At 72.0% G+C, this 15,774-nt stretch carries 14 protein-coding genes; 7 read left to right on the plus strand and 7 right to left on the minus strand.

Features of this window, described 5'->3' with window-relative positions:
* Nucleotides 1-31 precede the first annotated feature (31 nt).
* From ASC76_RS14835 to ASC76_RS14845, 3 genes are all read left to right on the plus strand, one after another.
* A complete protein-coding gene (locus ASC76_RS14835) occupies nucleotides 32-2,758 on the plus strand; it encodes a zinc-dependent metalloprotease (RefSeq protein WP_157615728.1) in 2,727 nt (908 codons plus the stop codon).
* 118 nt (nucleotides 2,759-2,876) lie between these two features.
* Nucleotides 2,877-3,950, plus strand: a complete 1,074-nt coding sequence (locus ASC76_RS14840) for a sensor histidine kinase (protein WP_157615730.1) — start codon at nucleotides 2,877-2,879, stop codon at nucleotides 3,948-3,950.
* Nucleotides 3,950-4,738, plus strand: a complete 789-nt coding sequence (locus ASC76_RS14845) for a LytTR family DNA-binding domain-containing protein (RefSeq protein WP_056467821.1) — start codon at nucleotides 3,950-3,952, stop codon at nucleotides 4,736-4,738. The genes ASC76_RS14840 and ASC76_RS14845 overlap by 1 nt, the downstream gene beginning before the upstream one ends.
* A gap of 7 nt (nucleotides 4,739-4,745) precedes the next feature.
* Here ASC76_RS14845 and ASC76_RS14850 read toward each other — a convergent pair whose 3' ends face one another.
* The 4 genes from ASC76_RS14850 to ASC76_RS14865 all read right to left on the minus strand — a co-directional run bounded on the left by ASC76_RS14850 (nucleotide 4,746) and on the right by ASC76_RS14865 (nucleotide 8,347).
* Nucleotides 4,746-4,976, minus strand: coding sequence for a hypothetical protein (locus ASC76_RS14850; RefSeq protein ID WP_056467823.1), 231 nt, complete (start codon nucleotides 4,974-4,976; stop codon nucleotides 4,746-4,748).
* Nucleotides 4,977-5,129: 153 nt separating this feature from the next.
* Nucleotides 5,130-6,065, minus strand: coding sequence for an ROK family protein (locus ASC76_RS14855; RefSeq protein WP_056467826.1), 936 nt, complete (start codon nucleotides 6,063-6,065; stop codon nucleotides 5,130-5,132).
* A gap of 135 nt (nucleotides 6,066-6,200) precedes the next feature.
* A complete protein-coding gene (locus tag ASC76_RS14860; RefSeq protein WP_056467830.1) occupies nucleotides 6,201-6,383 on the minus strand; it encodes a hypothetical protein in 183 nt (60 codons plus the stop codon).
* A 158-nt stretch (nucleotides 6,384-6,541) separates the two neighbouring features.
* Complete coding sequence (locus tag ASC76_RS14865; protein ID WP_056467833.1) at nucleotides 6,542-8,347, minus strand: aminopeptidase P family protein; 1,806 nt, start codon at nucleotides 8,345-8,347, stop codon at nucleotides 6,542-6,544.
* A 199-nt stretch (nucleotides 8,348-8,546) separates the two neighbouring features.
* Here ASC76_RS14865 and ASC76_RS14870 point away from each other — a divergent pair, with 199 nt between their 5' ends.
* Nucleotides 8,547-9,611 (plus strand): hypothetical protein, encoded by a 1,065-nt coding sequence (locus ASC76_RS14870; protein ID WP_056467837.1) that lies wholly within the window; start codon nucleotides 8,547-8,549, stop codon nucleotides 9,609-9,611.
* A gap of 12 nt (nucleotides 9,612-9,623) precedes the next feature.
* Here the strand turns inward: ASC76_RS14870 and ASC76_RS14875 are convergent, their stop codons facing one another.
* Nucleotides 9,624-10,988 carry an NAD(P)/FAD-dependent oxidoreductase gene (locus ASC76_RS14875; RefSeq protein WP_056467840.1) on the minus strand — a complete coding sequence of 455 codons (1,365 nt, stop codon included), beginning with the start codon at nucleotides 10,986-10,988 and terminating at the stop codon, nucleotides 9,624-9,626.
* Nucleotides 10,985-12,367: a TAXI family TRAP transporter solute-binding subunit gene (locus tag ASC76_RS14880; RefSeq protein WP_056467843.1), complete on the minus strand. Its 1,383-nt coding sequence runs from the start codon at nucleotides 12,365-12,367 to the stop codon at nucleotides 10,985-10,987. The genes ASC76_RS14875 and ASC76_RS14880 overlap by 4 nt, the downstream gene beginning before the upstream one ends.
* Before the next feature lie 27 nt (nucleotides 12,368-12,394).
* Between ASC76_RS14880 and ASC76_RS14885 the strand changes: the two genes are divergently transcribed.
* Genes ASC76_RS14885 through ASC76_RS14895 form a run of 3 tightly spaced genes read left to right on the plus strand, consistent with a single transcriptional unit; the run spans nucleotide 12,395 to nucleotide 14,912 of the window.
* Nucleotides 12,395-13,084, plus strand: a complete 690-nt coding sequence (locus tag ASC76_RS14885) for a response regulator transcription factor (protein WP_056467846.1) — start codon at nucleotides 12,395-12,397, stop codon at nucleotides 13,082-13,084.
* Nucleotides 13,081-14,484 carry an ATP-binding protein gene (locus ASC76_RS14890; RefSeq protein ID WP_082549203.1) on the plus strand — a complete coding sequence of 468 codons (1,404 nt, stop codon included), beginning with the start codon at nucleotides 13,081-13,083 and terminating at the stop codon, nucleotides 14,482-14,484. Before ASC76_RS14885 ends, ASC76_RS14890 begins: the two co-directional genes overlap by 4 nt.
* Nucleotides 14,481-14,912 carry a hypothetical protein gene (locus tag ASC76_RS14895; RefSeq protein ID WP_056467848.1) on the plus strand — a complete coding sequence of 144 codons (432 nt, stop codon included), beginning with the start codon at nucleotides 14,481-14,483 and terminating at the stop codon, nucleotides 14,910-14,912. Before ASC76_RS14890 ends, ASC76_RS14895 begins: the two co-directional genes overlap by 4 nt.
* On the opposite strand, the gene ASC76_RS14900 is transcribed toward ASC76_RS14895, so the two are convergent.
* A complete protein-coding gene (locus ASC76_RS14900) occupies nucleotides 14,879-15,604 on the minus strand; it encodes a Crp/Fnr family transcriptional regulator (RefSeq protein WP_157615732.1) in 726 nt (241 codons plus the stop codon). The genes ASC76_RS14895 and ASC76_RS14900 overlap by 34 nt on opposite strands.
* Between the last annotated feature and the right edge of the window lie 170 nt (nucleotides 15,605-15,774).

Raw genomic sequence — 15,774 nt, forward strand, 5'->3', positions numbered from 1 at the left:
CCACCCCGCCGCGCGGTCTGTCCGCCCTCTCATGGCCGCCCTGACGATCGCCCTGCTGGGCGGCTGCGCGGCGCTGCGGTCGCCCGCCACCCCCACGGCAACGGGTGGCGTAGCCGCCGGCCCGACGACGCCGCCGCGCGTCGCGACCGGGCCTGGCCCGAGCGCCTCGGGCGTGCCGCCCGGCACGCCGCAGCCGGCCGCGCCGCCGCCGGGCAGTCCGCAACCCTTCGCGACGGTGATCCGCGACGCCAGGAAGAGCGACGGCCTGCTCACGACCTACCAGAAGGACGAAAAGGTCTGGATCGAACTGCGCCCGCAGGACTTCAACAAGCCGTTCTTCCTGTCCGCCAAGCTTGCGTCGGGCATCGGCGAGGGTGGGATCTTCGGCGGCCTGATGGACGACCAGCGCGTGGTCGAGTTCCGGCGCGTCTACAACCAGGTGCAGATGATCGCGCGCAACACCGAGTTCACCGCGCGCGCCGGCACGCCCGAGGGCCGCGCGGTGGCGGCGGCGTTCTCGCCGAGCCTGCTGGCCAGCACGCCGGTGGCGAGCCAGCCGCACCCGGAACGCAAGTCGGTGCTGGTCGACGGCAATGCGCTGTTCATCAACGACATGCTCGCGGTCGGCGGGCAGTTGCAGCGCACGTTCCGCCAGGGCTACGGCTTCGACGCGCGCAACTCGGCGATCACCGCGCTGCGCGTACGCCCGGAAGGCCTGTCGCTCGAGGTGATGCAGCACTTCGCGACCGGCTCGATCGCGGTGCGCCAGCCGAACACGCCGCCCGGCGCGCCGGTGCCGACGGTGCCGATCGCGGTCCCGGACCCGCGCAGCCTGTTCGTGACCGCGAACTACACCTTCACCGCGCTGCCTGATGCGCCGATGCGTCCGCGCGCCGCGGATTCGCGCATCGGTTACTTCACGCAGTCGCAGTGGGACTTCAGCGACGACCTCGCGCGCACGCCGGTCGTGCGCCACGTGGACCGCTGGCGGCTCGAGAAGAAGGACCCGGCGGCGGCGCTGTCCGAGCCGGTCAAGCCGATCGTGTTCTGGCTCGACCGCACGATCCCGGTCAAGTACCGCGCGACGATCACCGCCGGCATCCTGGAATGGAACAAGGCCTTCGAGCGCATCGGCTTCAAGGACGCGGTGCAGGCCAGGGTGCAGCCCGACGACGCCGATTTCGACACGCTCGACGGCGGCGCCTCGGTGCGCTGGATGACCAACGCCGCGCCGCGCTTCGGCGCGATCGGGCCGAGCCATGTCGACCCGCGCAGCGGCGAGATCCTGGCGGCCAACATCGGCATCGAGAGCCTGTCGTCGCGCAACGTGCGCGCCTCGCGCGCGCAGATCCTGAACGGCAGCAGCCCGGCCGAGCTGGCGCGGCTGATGCAGTTCGGCGGCGCCGCCGATGGCGAGGCCTTCGACGCGCGCGCCTGCCGCAACGCCGACCAGGCCGCCGATCAGCTCGGCTACGCGCTCGACGTGCTCGAAGCGCGTGGCGATCTCGATCCGGACAGCCCCGAGGCCGAGGCCTACGTGCTCGCCTACCTGAAGGACACGACGATGCACGAGGTCGGGCACACGCTCGGCCTGCGGCACAACTTCCGCGCGTCGCGTGCGTACACCGACGCGCAGCTGTCCGACCCCGAGTTCACGCGCACCCACGCGCTGACCGGCTCGGTGATGGAGTACGCGCCGGTCAACCTGCCGAGCCCCGGCGCACGGCCGGTCGCGCCGTACCAGACCACGCTCGGTCCGTACGACTACTGGGCGATCGAATACGCCTATCGACCGCTGGCCGAAGGCGACGAGAAGGCCGCGCTCGAACGCATCGCGGCGCGCAGCAACGAGCCCGAGCTGGCCTTCGGCACCGACGAGGACAACTACCTCGGCATCGACCCCGATGCACTGCAGTTCGACCTGGGCTCCGATTCCGTCGCATTCGCGAAGAAGCGCCTGGCGATCGCCCGCGACCTGTTCAAGCGCCAGGAGACCCGAGCGCTCGCGCCCGACCGCGACTATGCGGTGCTGCGCCGTTCGCTGAACTACGCGGTCAACGACGTCGCGCGCTCGGTGGGCCTGCTGGCGCGCCAGGTCGGCGGGGTCCGCACGCTGCGCGACTTCCCGGGCTCGGGCCGCGATCCGCTGGAGCCGGTGCCGGTCGCCGCACAGCGCGACGCGATCGACCAGATCTCGCGCAGCCTGTTCGCGGCCGACAGCCTGCCGGTCTCGCCGTCGCTGCAACGCCGCCTCGCGCCGGACTTCCAGGAGCGCACCGATGCGCTCGAGCGCGGTGCCGCGCCGGTCGCGACCGAATTCTCGGTGCCCGATCGCCTGCTGGCCGTCCAGCGCGCGCTGCTGAACCAGCTGATGGGCGACGATGTCGCGGCGCGCATCCTCGACAACCAGGGCAAGGCGACCGCGCGCGGCGGTGCGCTGCAGCTGTCGGAGCTGTACGGCCGGCTCGGCCGCGACATCTGGAGCGAGCTCGACACCGGAGCCGACATCCCCGCGCCGCGCCGCGCGTTGCAGCGCGAGCACCTGAACCGGATCAGCGCGAGCCTGCTGCGCCCGGGCAGCGCCGGCCGCGCCGATGCGCGCAGCCTGATGCGCGTGCAGGCGCAGGCGCTGCTCGCGCGGCTGAACAGCGCCGCGCAGCGTGGCAGCCTGAGCGCCGACGCGCGCGCGCACCTGCAGGACAGCGCGGACATGCTCTCGCAGTCGCTCGCCGCGCGCATCGCCCGCCCGGGCGCCTGACGCGGCGGCGGCCCGGCGTTCGCGCCGGGTCGCGGCTCGCGCCCCGAATCCGGTCGTTCATCGCCGGCGGGGCTTGCCGGATGCGCCGCCGGGCGGCCTGCGCGGTACGCTTGCGGCCATGTCCTCGATGCCCGCTCCGGCCGCCACGCTGCGCCAGTTCATCGCGGCGCTGACGCCGCGCCGGCTGCTGCTGATGGTGGCGCTGGTCGTCGTGATCTCGGCGCTGATCAGCCCGATCTTCTTGACTTCGTACGTCGGCCTGGTGTGGCGGCTACTGCTGATCGCGACGCTGGTGCTGATGGCGTTCACGGCGGCCGGGCTGTGGCCGGTGCCCGGCGTGCCGCGCTGGGTGAGCCAGATCGTCGCCGTGGTGCTCGCGGTACCGCTGGCCACGCTGCTGCTGTACATGGGCCTGGTGGGCGGCGAGTGGGCCCGATTCACGGGCAACCCGGGGCTGGTGCGCGGCTTCATCGTCATCACGATGCTGGTCCTCGCGATCGCGCCGCTGCTCGCGCTCGGCGTGCTCTACCGCGAGCGCGACGCGCAGGCCCGTCACCAGCAGCTCGAGTTCGCGCTCGAGAAGAGCCAGCTCGAGCGCCAGGCGCTCGATGCGCAGCTGAAGCTGCTGCACGCGCAGATCGAGCCGCACTTCCTGTTCAACACGCTCGCCAACGTGCAGGCGCTGGTCGAGTCCGGCTCGCCGCAGGCCGCGCCGGTGCTGCGCAGCCTGATCGCGTACCTGCGCGCCGCCATGCCGCGCCTCGACGATGCGCAAGCCACGCTCGGCCACGAAGCCGCGCTCGCGCGCGCCTACCTCGAGCTGATGCACATGCGCATGCCGGACCGCCTGCGCTTCACGATCGACATCGCGCCCGAGCTCGCGGCGCTGCGCTTCCCGGCGATGGCGCTGTTGACGCTGGTCGAGAACGCGGTCCGCCACGGCATCGACCCGGCCGAGCAGGGCGGGACGATCGAGGTGCGCGCGTGGCTGGCGCAGGGCCGCGCGAATGCCAGCGTCAGCGACACCGGCGCCGGGCTGCGCGAGACCGCCGAACCCGGTACGGGCCTGGCGAACCTGCGTGCCCGGCTGCAGGCGTTCTACGGGGCGGGTGCGCAACTCGAGCTCAGCGAGGTGCGTCCGCATGGCGTCTGCGCGACGATCCGCTTCGATCCGCCCGGGCCCGTCGCGTGATGAACCCGACCGCGTTGATCGCCGACGACGAGCCGCTGCTGCGCGAGCGCCTGCGGTTGCACCTGGCGCGGCTGTGGCCCGAGCTGGTGGTCGTCGCGGAAGCGCGCAACGGCCGCGAGGCGGTCGAGCTGTTCGAGGCGCACGCACCGCGCATCGTGTTCCTCGACGTGCACATGCCCGGGCTGAGCGGCATCGAGGCGGCGCGCGCGGTATCCCGTCGCGCGCACGTCGTGTTCGTGACGGCGCACGAGCGCTACGCGGTGCAGGCGTTCGCGCAGGGCGCGGTCGATTACCTGGTCAAGCCGTTCGACGAGATGCGCCTGGCCGACACGGTCGCGCGCTTGCGCGAGCGCCTGGCGCAGCCGGCGCCGTCAGCGGCCGATGCGGGCGCGCTCGATGCGGTGCTGGACCGCCTGGCCGCCGAACTGGCGCGGCGCGGGCCGACCGGCGCGCCGGCGCCACCGCACCTGCAATGGATACGGGCCTCGGTCGGTGCCAGCGTGCGGCTGATCCCGGTCGAGCAGGTCATCTACCTGCGCGCCGACGAGAAGTACACGCTGGTGGTGTGGGAGGGCGGCGAGGCGCTGATCCGCCGCACGATCCGCGAATTGGCGGAGGAACTCGATTCCGAGCGCTTCGCGCAGATCCATCGCTCGGTGATCGTCAACCTGCATCGCGTGGCGCAGGTCCAGCGGGGCCTGAACGAGACCGCCGAGGTGCACCTGAAAGGTCGTGCCGAGGTGCTGCCGGTGAGCCGCAGCTTCGTGCACGTGTTTCGTCAGATGTGAGCCGTGCTCACTGGACGCGCGGGGCGGTCTCGCTGTCCGACTGCGCGACTTCGGTCGTCGGCGAGAGCCGCTTGCCGACGATCACGACGCGCTCGAGCTGGACGACCTGTGCCGGCGCGGAGGCGGCTCTCGGGGCGGCAACCGGCTGGTCGGTGCCGAGCATCGCCGAGCCGATCGCGAGCGTGCCGCCGATCAGCAGGCAGAAGGTCAGCGTGGCGGTGAAGAGGCGGTCGATCATGGTGGAACTCCTGGTTCGATGACGCGGTGTGTTCGTGCCGCGTTGGAATGAACTTTAGGAGTCCGCCTCGCGCTCACCAAGGCACTTGCGACAGGCTGCAGATTGCCGCTGTCGAACGGCCATGCAGCGCGATGGACGCCGCCGGCGCCGCCTTCAGCGCTCGCGCCAGAGCCAGGCGGCGCCGCGCACGCCGGAGGAGTCACCATGGCGACTGCGCACCAGCCGCGTGCGCACGGCGTCCTGCAAGCCGCCGCTGAAGACGTGCTCGCCCCACAGCCGCGGCACGATGTCGGTCAGGCCGTCGAGCTGCGACACCCCGCCGGCCAGCACGATGACGTGCGGGTCGAGCAGGTCGATCACCAGCGCCAGGCTGCGCGCCAGGCGCGATTCGTGCCGTCGAAGCGTTTGCGCGCAGGCCGCATCGCCTCGTGCCGCGCGCTCGCCGATGTCGCGCGCGGTCAGCGAGGGACCGCCGTGCGCTGCGTGATCCCGCGCGATACCGGGGCCACTGAGCCAGGTCTCGATGCAGCCGCGCCGCCCGCAGAAGCACGCCGGTGCGGCGAGCTCGCCGGCGTCGGGCCAGGGCAGCGGCATGTGGCCCCACTCGCCGGCCAGGCCGTTCGGCCCGTCGAGCAGCCGCCCGTCGACGACGATGCCGCCGCCGACGCCGGTGCCCAGGATCACCGAGAACGACACCGGCGCACCCGCAGCGGCGCCGTCCGTGGCCTCCGACAGCGCCAGGCAGTTGGCGTCGTTGGCCAGGCGCACCGGGCGCTGCAGCGTGTCGGCCAGGTCGCGCTGCAGCGGCTGGCCGTTCAGGCAGGTGGAGTTGGCGTTCTTGATCAACCCGGCAGCCGTCGCGTTGCCGGGGGTGCCGACGCCGACGCTGCAGCCGTTCACGCCCAGATCACGTTCGGCGCGGGCGACGAGTGCCGCGACCGTCGCCAGGATCGCGCGGTAGTCGCCGGCCGGTGTCGGGACGCGCTCGCGCCACAGCGTGGCGCCTCGCGTGTCGAGCGCGATCGCCTCGATCTTGGTGCCGCCCAGGTCGACGCCGAGGGCCGGCGTCACGGTGGTGTTCGTCGTCATGCGGCGAGGGTAGCAGCGCCTCGCCGGCACGCTTTCCGGGCGCCATGAAAAAAGCGCCCGAGGCCCGGAGTCCGGAGGGCCTCAGGCGCATGACACCTGGAGAGCGGTGCGCGGCGCGTGCCGCGCCGGAGAGGGTCAGCGCACTTCGGGCGCGAGGCGCTTGGCGACGACGACGACGCGTTCGAGTTGCACCACGCGCACCTGCTTGGCGGCGGCGGGCGCATCGACGGGCGGGTGACGCACTGTTGCGGCGAAGGCCAGCGAGGTGGTGCCGATGATGGCGAAGATGACGGCGCTGAGGGTGAGGCGGCTGATCATGGTGGGGCTCCTGGTTCGGTTCGTTTGCGGGATGCGATGGAGTGAACTCTAGGAGCCGGACCGGCGCGCGCCAACCGGTGTGCGATGAACCGCGCCCGGTGCGGGATGGACTGCAGGCTGCCGCGACAGGCGTCGACCGCCTGTCGCCGGCCGCCCCGTCAGATCGGCTCGGTGCGCGTGGTCAGCCAGGCCAGCGCGGCCCCGTCCACCAGTGGCGCGAGGCGTTCGCGCACGGTCGCGTGGTACGCGTTGAGCCAGTCGATCTCGTCGGCACGCAGCAGCGTGCGATCGATGCAGCGGGTGTCGATCGGGCACAGCGTGAGCGTCTCGAATTCGAGGAACTCGCCGAACTCGGTCGTCACGGCCGGCACGTTCAGCACCAGGTTCTCGATCCGGATGCCCCAGCGGCCGGGCCGGTACAGGCCGGGCTCGATGCTGGTGATCATGCCGGGCTCCATCGCCATCGTCGCATCGGGGATCGCCTTCGAGATGCTTTGCGGGCCCTCGTGCACGTTGAGGAAGTAGCCGACGCCGTGGCCGGTGCCGTGGCCGTACTCGAGCCCCTCGGCCCACAGCGGCGCGCGTGCGATCGCGTCGAGCATCGGCGACAGCGTGCCGCGCGGGAAGCGGGTGCGGCTCAAGGCCAGCGTCCCCTTGAGCACCAGCGTGTAGTCGCGGCGGTGCTCGGCGGTGATCGTGCCGATCGGCCAGACCCGCGTGATGTCGGTCGTGCCGCCCAGGTACTGGCCGCCGGAGTCGATCAGCAGCAGGCCATGGCCTTCGATCGTGGCGTGCGATTCGGGCGTCGCATGGTAGTGCGGCATCGCGCCGTTGGGGTTGAACGCGGCGATCGTGTTGAAGCTCAGGCCGACGAACCCAGGGCGCCTGGCGCGCGCCGCGCTGAGCTGCTCGTCGATCGTCAGCTCGGTGATCGGCTCGCTGCGGGTGCCGTCGGCCAGCGCGGCCTCGAACCACGCATAGAACTCGCACATCGCGGCGCCGTCCTGCGCCATCGCGGCGCGGACGTGGGCGGCCTCGGCGTCGGTCTTGCGGCTTTTCGCCAGCGTGCTCGGGTTGATCGCCTCGACCACGCGCACCTTGACGGCGCTGCGCGCGCCGAAGGTCACGCGCTTCGGGTCGATCAGCAGCACCGCCTCGCCGGGCAGCGCCGCCAGGGCGGTTGTCGCGGCCGCGTAGGGCGCGACGCGCACGCCATCGCCGGCGAGGGCGGCCTGCAGCGCCGGTGCGACCTTGCCGTCGGCGACGAACAGGGTCACGCCGCGCGCATCCACAAGCGCGTGGGCCAGGAAGACCGGGTTGAAGCTGACGTCGGCGCCGCGCAGGTTGAACAACCACGCGATGTCGTCCACGGTGGAAATGAAGTGATGGGTCGCGCCGTGTTGCGCCATCGCCGCGCGCACCTGCGCGAGCTTGGCTGCGCGCGGCAGGGGTGCCTCGGGTGCCCGGTGTTCGTACACGGCGGCATCCGGCAGGCCGGGACGCTCGGGCCAGACCTCGGCCAGCGCATCGAAATCGGTCCGCAAGTTGACGCGTGCGGCGGTCAACGCGGTCTGCAGCTGCTGCGCGGCGGCCAGGCCGAGCACGCTGCCATCGACGCCGACCGTCGCGCCGGCCGGCACGTGCCGCGCGAGCCACTCGACGTGCGCCATCGAATTGCCGGTCGGGATCTTGACCAGCTCGGTGCCGGTCCCGGCGAGCTCGGCCTCGGCCTGCACCCAGTAGCGGCTGTCGGCGAACACCGCGGCGGTGTCGAGCGTGACGACAAGCGTCCCCATCGATCCGGTAAAGCCCGACAGCCACTGCCGGCCCTGCCAGCGCGCGGGCAGGTATTCGCTGAGGTGCGGGTCGCTCGACGGCACCAGCACGGCGGCCAGGCCGTGGCGGCGCAGCGCATCACGGACCTTTTCGATGCGCAGGCGATAGGGGGAGGTGCGGGTGTCCATGCGGTGTGTCCTGAGGGCGGCCGGGAAGGCGCGTGTCGGGATTCTAGAAGTCTGGTGGGCCGGCGTAGGAACGAGGCTACGGCGCCCCGGCGCCGTGTCCGGTGGCGCGGGCATCGTGCTTCGCCGACACTGGCGGCGGCCGCCCGCTTGTCCGGTGGACGTGCGCGTCGCCGATTTCGGCGCGTCAACAGGAGCCCCCATGAAGAACAACAACCGTTCCATTCACCTCGCTGCCCCGCTGGTGCTGGCGCTGCCGCTGCTGTTCGGCGCGCTGCCCGCAGCGCAGGCACAGGTCAGTGTCGGCGTGGGCATCTCGCTGCCCGGCGTGAACATCGGCATCAACCTGCCGTTGTATCCGCAGCTGGTGCGGGTGCCGGGCTACCCGGTCTACTACGCACCCAGCGCCAGCACCAACTATTTCTTCTACGACGGCCTGTATTGGGTCTACGCAGACGACAACTGGTATTCGAGCGATTGGTACAACGGCCCGTGGTACCTGGTCGAGCCGGCCTACGTGCCGGTATTCGTGCTGCGGGTGCCGGTGCGCTACTACCGCCGGCCGCCGGTCTACTTCCGCTCGTGGCGCGCGGACGCACCGCCGCGCTGGGGCGACCACTGGGGTCGCGACTGGGAGAACCGCCACCGCGGCTGGGACCGCTGGGATCGTCGCGCCGTGCCCGCGCCGGCACCGCTGCCGGTCTACCAGCGCAACTACACCGGCGACCGCTACCCGCGTGCGCCCGAGCAGCAGCGCGACCTGCGCGCGCAGAACTACCGCTACCAGCCGCGCGAGGCGGTGTCGAAGCAGCAGTTCCAGCGCCCGGTCGCACCGTCCAGCGCGGTGGCGCCACCGCCGCGCGACGCGCGGCCGGACCGCGCCGACCGGCGCCCGGATCGGCCGGTGCCGCCACCGCCGCGCGACGCGCAGCGCCCGCAGCCGACCGAGGGGTCGCAGGCGCGTCCGCAGGTGCAGCCGCCGCGTCCGCAAGTGCAGCCGCCGCGGCCGCAGGTGGAGCGCCCGAACGGGCCGCCGGAGCGTCCGCAGGGTCGGCCCGAACGGACGCGCGAGCAGCCCGCCCAGGCACAGCCGCGTCCGCAGGCCGAGCGCGTGCAGCCACCGCCGCAGCGTTCGCCCGAGCAGCGCGGTCCGCAGGGCGGTGGCCCGGGGCGCGAGGCCCAGCCGGGCCAGCGGGGCGGCGAGGCGCAGCAGGACCGCGGCCGCGGCGGCCCGCCGGAAGGCCGGGGGCGCGACAAGGACAAGTGACCTGCGCGCCGCTCAGGACCCCGGGTCACGCCGCGGCGAGGGCGGCTCCGCCACCACGCGAGCCGAGCGCTCGTAGGTCCAGTACGCCCAGCCCCAGTCCAGCATCACGATCAGCCGGTTGCGAAAGCCGATCAGGAACCAGATGTGGGCGAACAGCCAGAACAGCCACGCGAAGTAGCCCGAGAAACGCAGCGCGCCGAAGCGCGGCACGGTCAGGTCGACGACGGCCGCCTTGCGGCCGACGGTCGCGAGGTTGCCGTAGTCGATGTAGCGGAACGCCTGCGTCGCCTGGCCCTTCAGACGCCGCATCACGTTCAGGGCTGCGGCGCGCCCCATCTGCTTGGCGCCGGGGCTGACCCCGGGCACCGGCGTCGGCTTGCCCTTCGACGGATCGGCGGGCGTGCTGAGCGCGGACGCCAGATCGCCGATCACGAGGATCTCGGGGTGGTCGGGCAGGCTCAGGTCGGGCTTCACGATCACGCGGCCCGCGCGGTCGAGCACGGCGCCCGCGCTGGCGGCGAGTGCGCGGCCGAGCGGTGAGCCGGCGACCCCCGCGGCCCAGATCACCGTTCTGCTCGGCAGCCGCCACGTCTTGGCATGGTCGCCGTCCCGCGCCTCGTAGGTGACGCCTTCGGCATCGATGCCGATGACCTTGCACCCGGTGCGCACGTCGACGCCCAGCCGCTCGAGCTGCTCGCGGGCGCGCTGCGAAAGCTGCGGGACGAACGAGCCGAGCACGCGGTCCGAGCCTTCGAGCAGGACGACATGGGCGCGGGTCGAGTCGATGCGGCGGAACTCCTGCGGCAGCGTGTGGTGCGCGATCTCGGTCATCGTGCCGGCCATCTCGACGCCGGTCGGTCCGGCGCCGATCACGACGAAGGTCATCCACGCCTCGCGCTCGGCATCGCGTTCGGTGCCGGCGGCGCAGCGCTCCGCGCGCTCGAACGCACCGATCACGCGGGCGCGGATCTTGAACGCGTCGTCGAGCGTCTTCAGGCCCGGCGCGAACTCCGCCCAGTCGTCGTGGCCGAAGTAGCTGTGGGTGGCGCCCGCCGCGACGATCAGGTGGTCGTACGGCAGCGCGGCGCCGTCGTCGAGCAGCACGCGCCGGTTCGCGGCATCGATGTCGGTGACCTCGGCCTGCAGGATCGTCAGGTTGCCGCGCTTCATCTCGCGCCGCAGCGTGTGGCGGATCGGCGCGCTGATCGCCGGTGCGGAAAGCCCGGCCGTCGCGACCTGGTACAGCAGCGGCTGGAACAGGTGGTGGTTGGTGCGGTCGACCAGCGTGATCTCGACCGGCGCCTTCGACAGCGAGCGTACCGCCTCGATGCCGCCGAAGCCGCAGCCGACGATGACCACGCGGGCCTTGTCGTTCACGCGGCCTCTCCCACCGGGCTGTCGGCCATGCGCAGGCGGTTGCCGACCATCTGGATGTGGCTGCGCAGCGAGTACAGCTCGTCGGCGTAGCTGAGCGGCACGTGCACCTCCTCGACGCGCGACTCGATCTCGCCCAGTTCAGCGAGCAGTTGGTCGGCCGGCCGCTTGCCCACGGCCTCCTCGACCTCGCGCAGCTGCGCATACCAGCGGAAGATCCGCGAGCGGATGCGGAACTGGTAGAGCGGCGGCAGCATCCGCGAGAGCGGGATCAGGATCGCGATGATCGAGACCAGCACCGGCCACATCCGGTCGACCAGGTTCGCGAGCCAGAACGGCAGGTAGCGCTGCAGCACCGGAATGCCGTTGGCGTAGAAGCGCTGCGCTTCCTTGGCGAGCGGCTGCTCGGTGCCGCCCGCCTTCGGGAAGTCGCCCTTGTGCTGGAACCAGCCGGCGCCGCCGTGGATCTGCTGCGCCGCCTGCATGAACAGCTGCAGCAGGGCCGGATGGGTGGTGGCGCGGGCGAGCAGCGTGGCGGTCGGCGCGAGCAGGCGCACGTCGCGCGGCGGCAGGTCGCCGGCCAGGTCGACCACGCCACGCGGCAGCGTCACCGGCGTCAGGAACGGAAAGCGGCGCGAGTAGGCATCGGCCTGCGCGAAGTCGTACAGCCCGATGCCCGGCGTCTGCAGCAGCATCTGCACCATCAGCGACTCGGGCGCCGAGGCGAAGACCAGTGCGTCCACGTCGCCACCGATCAGGTCGACCGCGGCCGGCGTCTGCGACTTGCGCACCAGCGTCAGCGCCTTCGGGTCGATCCGGTTGGCCTCGAACAGCTTGTTCATCAGGTTCGGCGCGCCGCTGCCGTTGGCGCCGACATTCAGGCGCCAGCCCGGCAGCTGCGACAGGCTGGACAGCGCCGGCGCCTTCAGTAGGCGCGCGGCCGCGTCGGTGCGGTAGAACAGCCAGACCGGTTCGTAGAACAGGCTGCCGAGCGAGACCAGCGTCGGGTCGTCGTCGCCTTCGTCGGCCGGCGCGAGCGAATCGGCCTCCTTGCGCAGGTGCTCGCCGGCGCCCCCCTGCATGAACGCGATGTCGACGCCGCTGGCCGGGTCCTGCAGCAGGCGCAGGTTCTCGGCGGCGCCCTGGGTCGGCCGCAGCTCGACGGTGATGCCGTAGGTCTTGAGGATCTGCGCATAGCGCTTGCCGAACTCGGCATACGCGCCCTGCTCGGTGCCGGTGGCCAGGACCACCTTGCGCGGGGGCGTCGGGTCGAGGATCCAGTAGGCCAGCACCAGCAGCGCCGCCGCCAGCACGATGAACGGCCCGAACGTCGCGAGCAGGTCGCGGAACGAGAGCAGGGTGTGTCGCAAGGTCGCCGGCATGCCGGCACGATACCGTATGCTTTTCCAATGAGACTGCTGCTGGTGGAAGACGACCGGATGATCGGCGACAGCCTGCGCGGCGCGCTGCGCCTCGAGGGCTACGCGGTCGACTGGGTGCGCGACGCGGCGTCGGCGCATTCCACGCTGGCCAGCGAGCGCTTCGACCTGGTGCTGCTGGACCTCGGCCTGCCCGACAGCGCGGCGCGCGGCGCGAACGCGACGCCGGACGGCGGTCTCGCCGTGCTGCGCGCACTTCGGGCGCGCCAGGACGCCACGCCGGTGATCGTCCTGACCGCGCGCGACGGCCCCGGCGACAAGGTCGCCGGGCTCGATGCCGGTGCCGACGACTACCTCGTCAAGCCCTTCGATCTCGACGAACTCGCCGCGCGGATCCGCGCGGTGCTGCGTCGGCACAGCGGCCGGGCCCAGCCGGCGCTCGCATTCGGCGGCGTCACGCTCGACCCGGCCACGCGGCAGGTGACCCGCGACGGCGTGCCGGTGCTGCTGTCGGCCCGCGAATTCGCCGTGCTGGAGGCGCTGCTGCAGCGGCCCGGCGCGCTGCTGTCCCGCGCGCAACTCGAGGACCGGCTGTACGGCTGGGGCGAGGAGATCGAGAGCAACGCGGTCTCGGTCTACATCCACCAGCTGCGGCGCAAGCTCGGTGCGGACTTCATCCACAACATCCGCGGCGTCGGCTACTTCGTCGGCAAGCCATGAATTCGATCCGCGTCCGCGTGCTGCTTGCGCTGCTGGGCATGCTCGTCGTCACCGCCGCGCTGCTGGGGGTGCTGACCTACCGCAACGTGCTGGCCGAGACCGAGGCGCTGTTCGACTACCAGCTGCGGCAGATGGCGTTCTCGCTGCGCGACCAGGGCGAGATCGCGCCCGCGCAGGCGAGCACGCTGGCCGACGAGGAACTCGATTTCGTCGTGCAGATCTGGACCGCGGACGGCCGCGTGATCTACCCGCCGCGCCTGCGCGACGACCTGCCGACCCGCGCGCTGCTCGGCCTGGCCGACGTGACGGTGCGCGGCAGCACCTGGCGCACCTTCAGCGTCGCGTCGCGCGACCGGGTGATCCAGGTTGCGCAGCCGCTGCAGACGCGGCGCCGGCTCGCCGCGGGCGCGGCGCTGCGCAGCGTCGCGCCGCTGCTGGTGGTCGCGCCGGCGATGGCGCTGCTGGTGTGGTGGCTGGCGGCACGCACGCTCGCACCGCTGCGGCGCGTGGCCGAAGGCGTTCGCGCACGGGACGAGCAGTCGCTGCAACCGCTGCCGACCGCCGGGCTGCCGGACGAGGTCGCGCCGCTCGTCGCGGCGCTGAACGGGCTGCTGCAGCGGCTCGGCACGTCGCTCGGCGCGCAGCGGGCCTTCGTCGCCGACGCCGCGCACGAACTGCGCTCGCCGCTGACCGCGCTGAAGCTCCAGATGCAGCTGCTGCGGCGTGCGCCCGACGACGCCGCCCGGGCGGCCGCCGTCGACGCGCTGAACGACGGCATCGACCGCGCGGCGCGGCTGGTCGAGCAGTTGCTCACGCTGGCCCGTGCCGAGCCCGGCGCGCCACTGGCGGCCTTTGCGCCGGTCGATCTGGGCGAGGTCGCACGCACGGCGTTGGCCGAGACGGTACCTTTCGCGCAGACGCGCGGCACGGCGCTGGCGCTGCATGCCGAGGCACCGGTTCGCGTCCAGGGCGACGCGGCGGCGCTGACGATCATGGTCCGCAACCTCGTCGACAACGCCGTGCGCTATGCGCCCGCCGGCGCGCGCGTCGACGTGAACGTGGGCGAGGAGGGCGGTGCGGCCTGGCTGCGCGTCGACGACAGCGGCCCGGGCATCCCGGCCGACGAGCGGGCGCGGGTGTTCGACCGCTTCTACCGCCACGCGCCGGGCAACGAGGCGGGCACTGGCCTGGGCCTGGCGATCGTGCGCAGCATGGCCGACCGGCATCACGCGAGTGTCGCGCTCGCCGACTCGCCGCTCGGCGGCTTGCGGGTCGAGCTGCGGTTCCCGGCGGCCATCCCCGACATAATGCCGCCGGCGTCGCCGGCTCTGCCTACACTACCGGGCGCAGCGCCGGCGGGCGCCCTTCTTCTTTCCAAACCTTCGCAAGGCGAACCATGAAATCTGTCGTTTCGATCCTGGCCGTGACCTTGACCCTGGCGACCCAGGCCTTCGCCGCGCCGCCCAAGCCGATGAGCCTGGACGACTCGGCGAGCTTCCTGATCGACGCGCCGACGGCCGAGAAGATCTGGAAGGAGACGACGCCGGCCCGCGTCACCAAGCTGTACCCGATCCGCAAGTTCCGCTTCGTCAGCGAGATCACCGGCGGCTTCACCGAGAACAAGACCTGCGTGGTCACCGCGCGCGCGATGCTGCTGCCGGTCGTGCTGCTGCCGGTGCAGGGCACCAAGGTGGTCTATGCGCCGATCAAGTCGGCGACCGCGTTCGACGCGGTGCCGAGCCTGAGCCGTGAGCAGTGCCAGGGCGTCGCCCGCACCAAGCTGAAAGAGGCGATTCAGTCGCTCTCGGCGAGCTTGGCAGCGAGCTGATCGCGCTCCGCGCGAACCTTCGCCAGGTCGGCGTTGACGCGGTCGACGTCGGCCGCGAAGCGTGAGGCCACCAGCTCGATCATCTTGAAGCCGAACGCCGGGTTCTGGTAGTACAGCTGCTTGACGGTGCTCTCGTCGATCGACAGCACCGTGCAGGGTTCGGCGCAGCGGGCCGTCAGGCGGCGGCGCCGGTCGGGCGAGAAGAACGCGATCTCGCCGAAGATCTGCCCCGGCGCCAGGCTTCCGCCGGTCTCCACCAGCTCGATCCGGCCATCGGCCAGCATGTAGAGCCGGTCGCCGATGTCGCCCTGGTGGAACAGCACCGCGCCCTTGCGCATCTTGGCCGCCCGCATATAGGGCCGCAGCCACACCGACGAGAGCTCGCCCTCGGCGCGCACCGCCTCGACGCGGCGCGTGAGCCGCTTCATCTCGGCGAGCCGGAAGAAATTGAGCGGCAGCAGCGTCGCGTGCAGCAGCAGCATCGGGTAGGACGGGTGCAGCGCGCCGTAGGCAACGAAGCCGACATTGCTGCCGATGGCCAGCCAGCGCAGCGGGATCATCGTCTTGACGAAGCTGCTGACCAGCACGAAGGCGGCGGCGACCACGACCGACAGGATCGCGAACAGCTCCGACGGCGATTCGAGCGCCGCCTGCATATAGCGTTGAAGCTCGGCAAGCAGGTTCGCAAACAAGGCACGGCCTTTCGTTGAGGCGGCCGGCAGGGGCCGGACATGTCGGTATCCAGGTCGGGATTCTGGCCCATGAACAAGGGCTGCGTGAACGCGTCTTCTCTGGTACAACGCAGCCGCGCGCCGGTCCGGCGCGCGCCCGATCAGCCCTGTCGACTCACCCGGAGACTGAC

Origin of the sequence: Rhizobacter sp. Root404 (genome assembly GCF_001425865.1) — a bacterium.
GTDB lineage: Bacteria > Pseudomonadota > Gammaproteobacteria > Burkholderiales > Burkholderiaceae_C > LMDS01.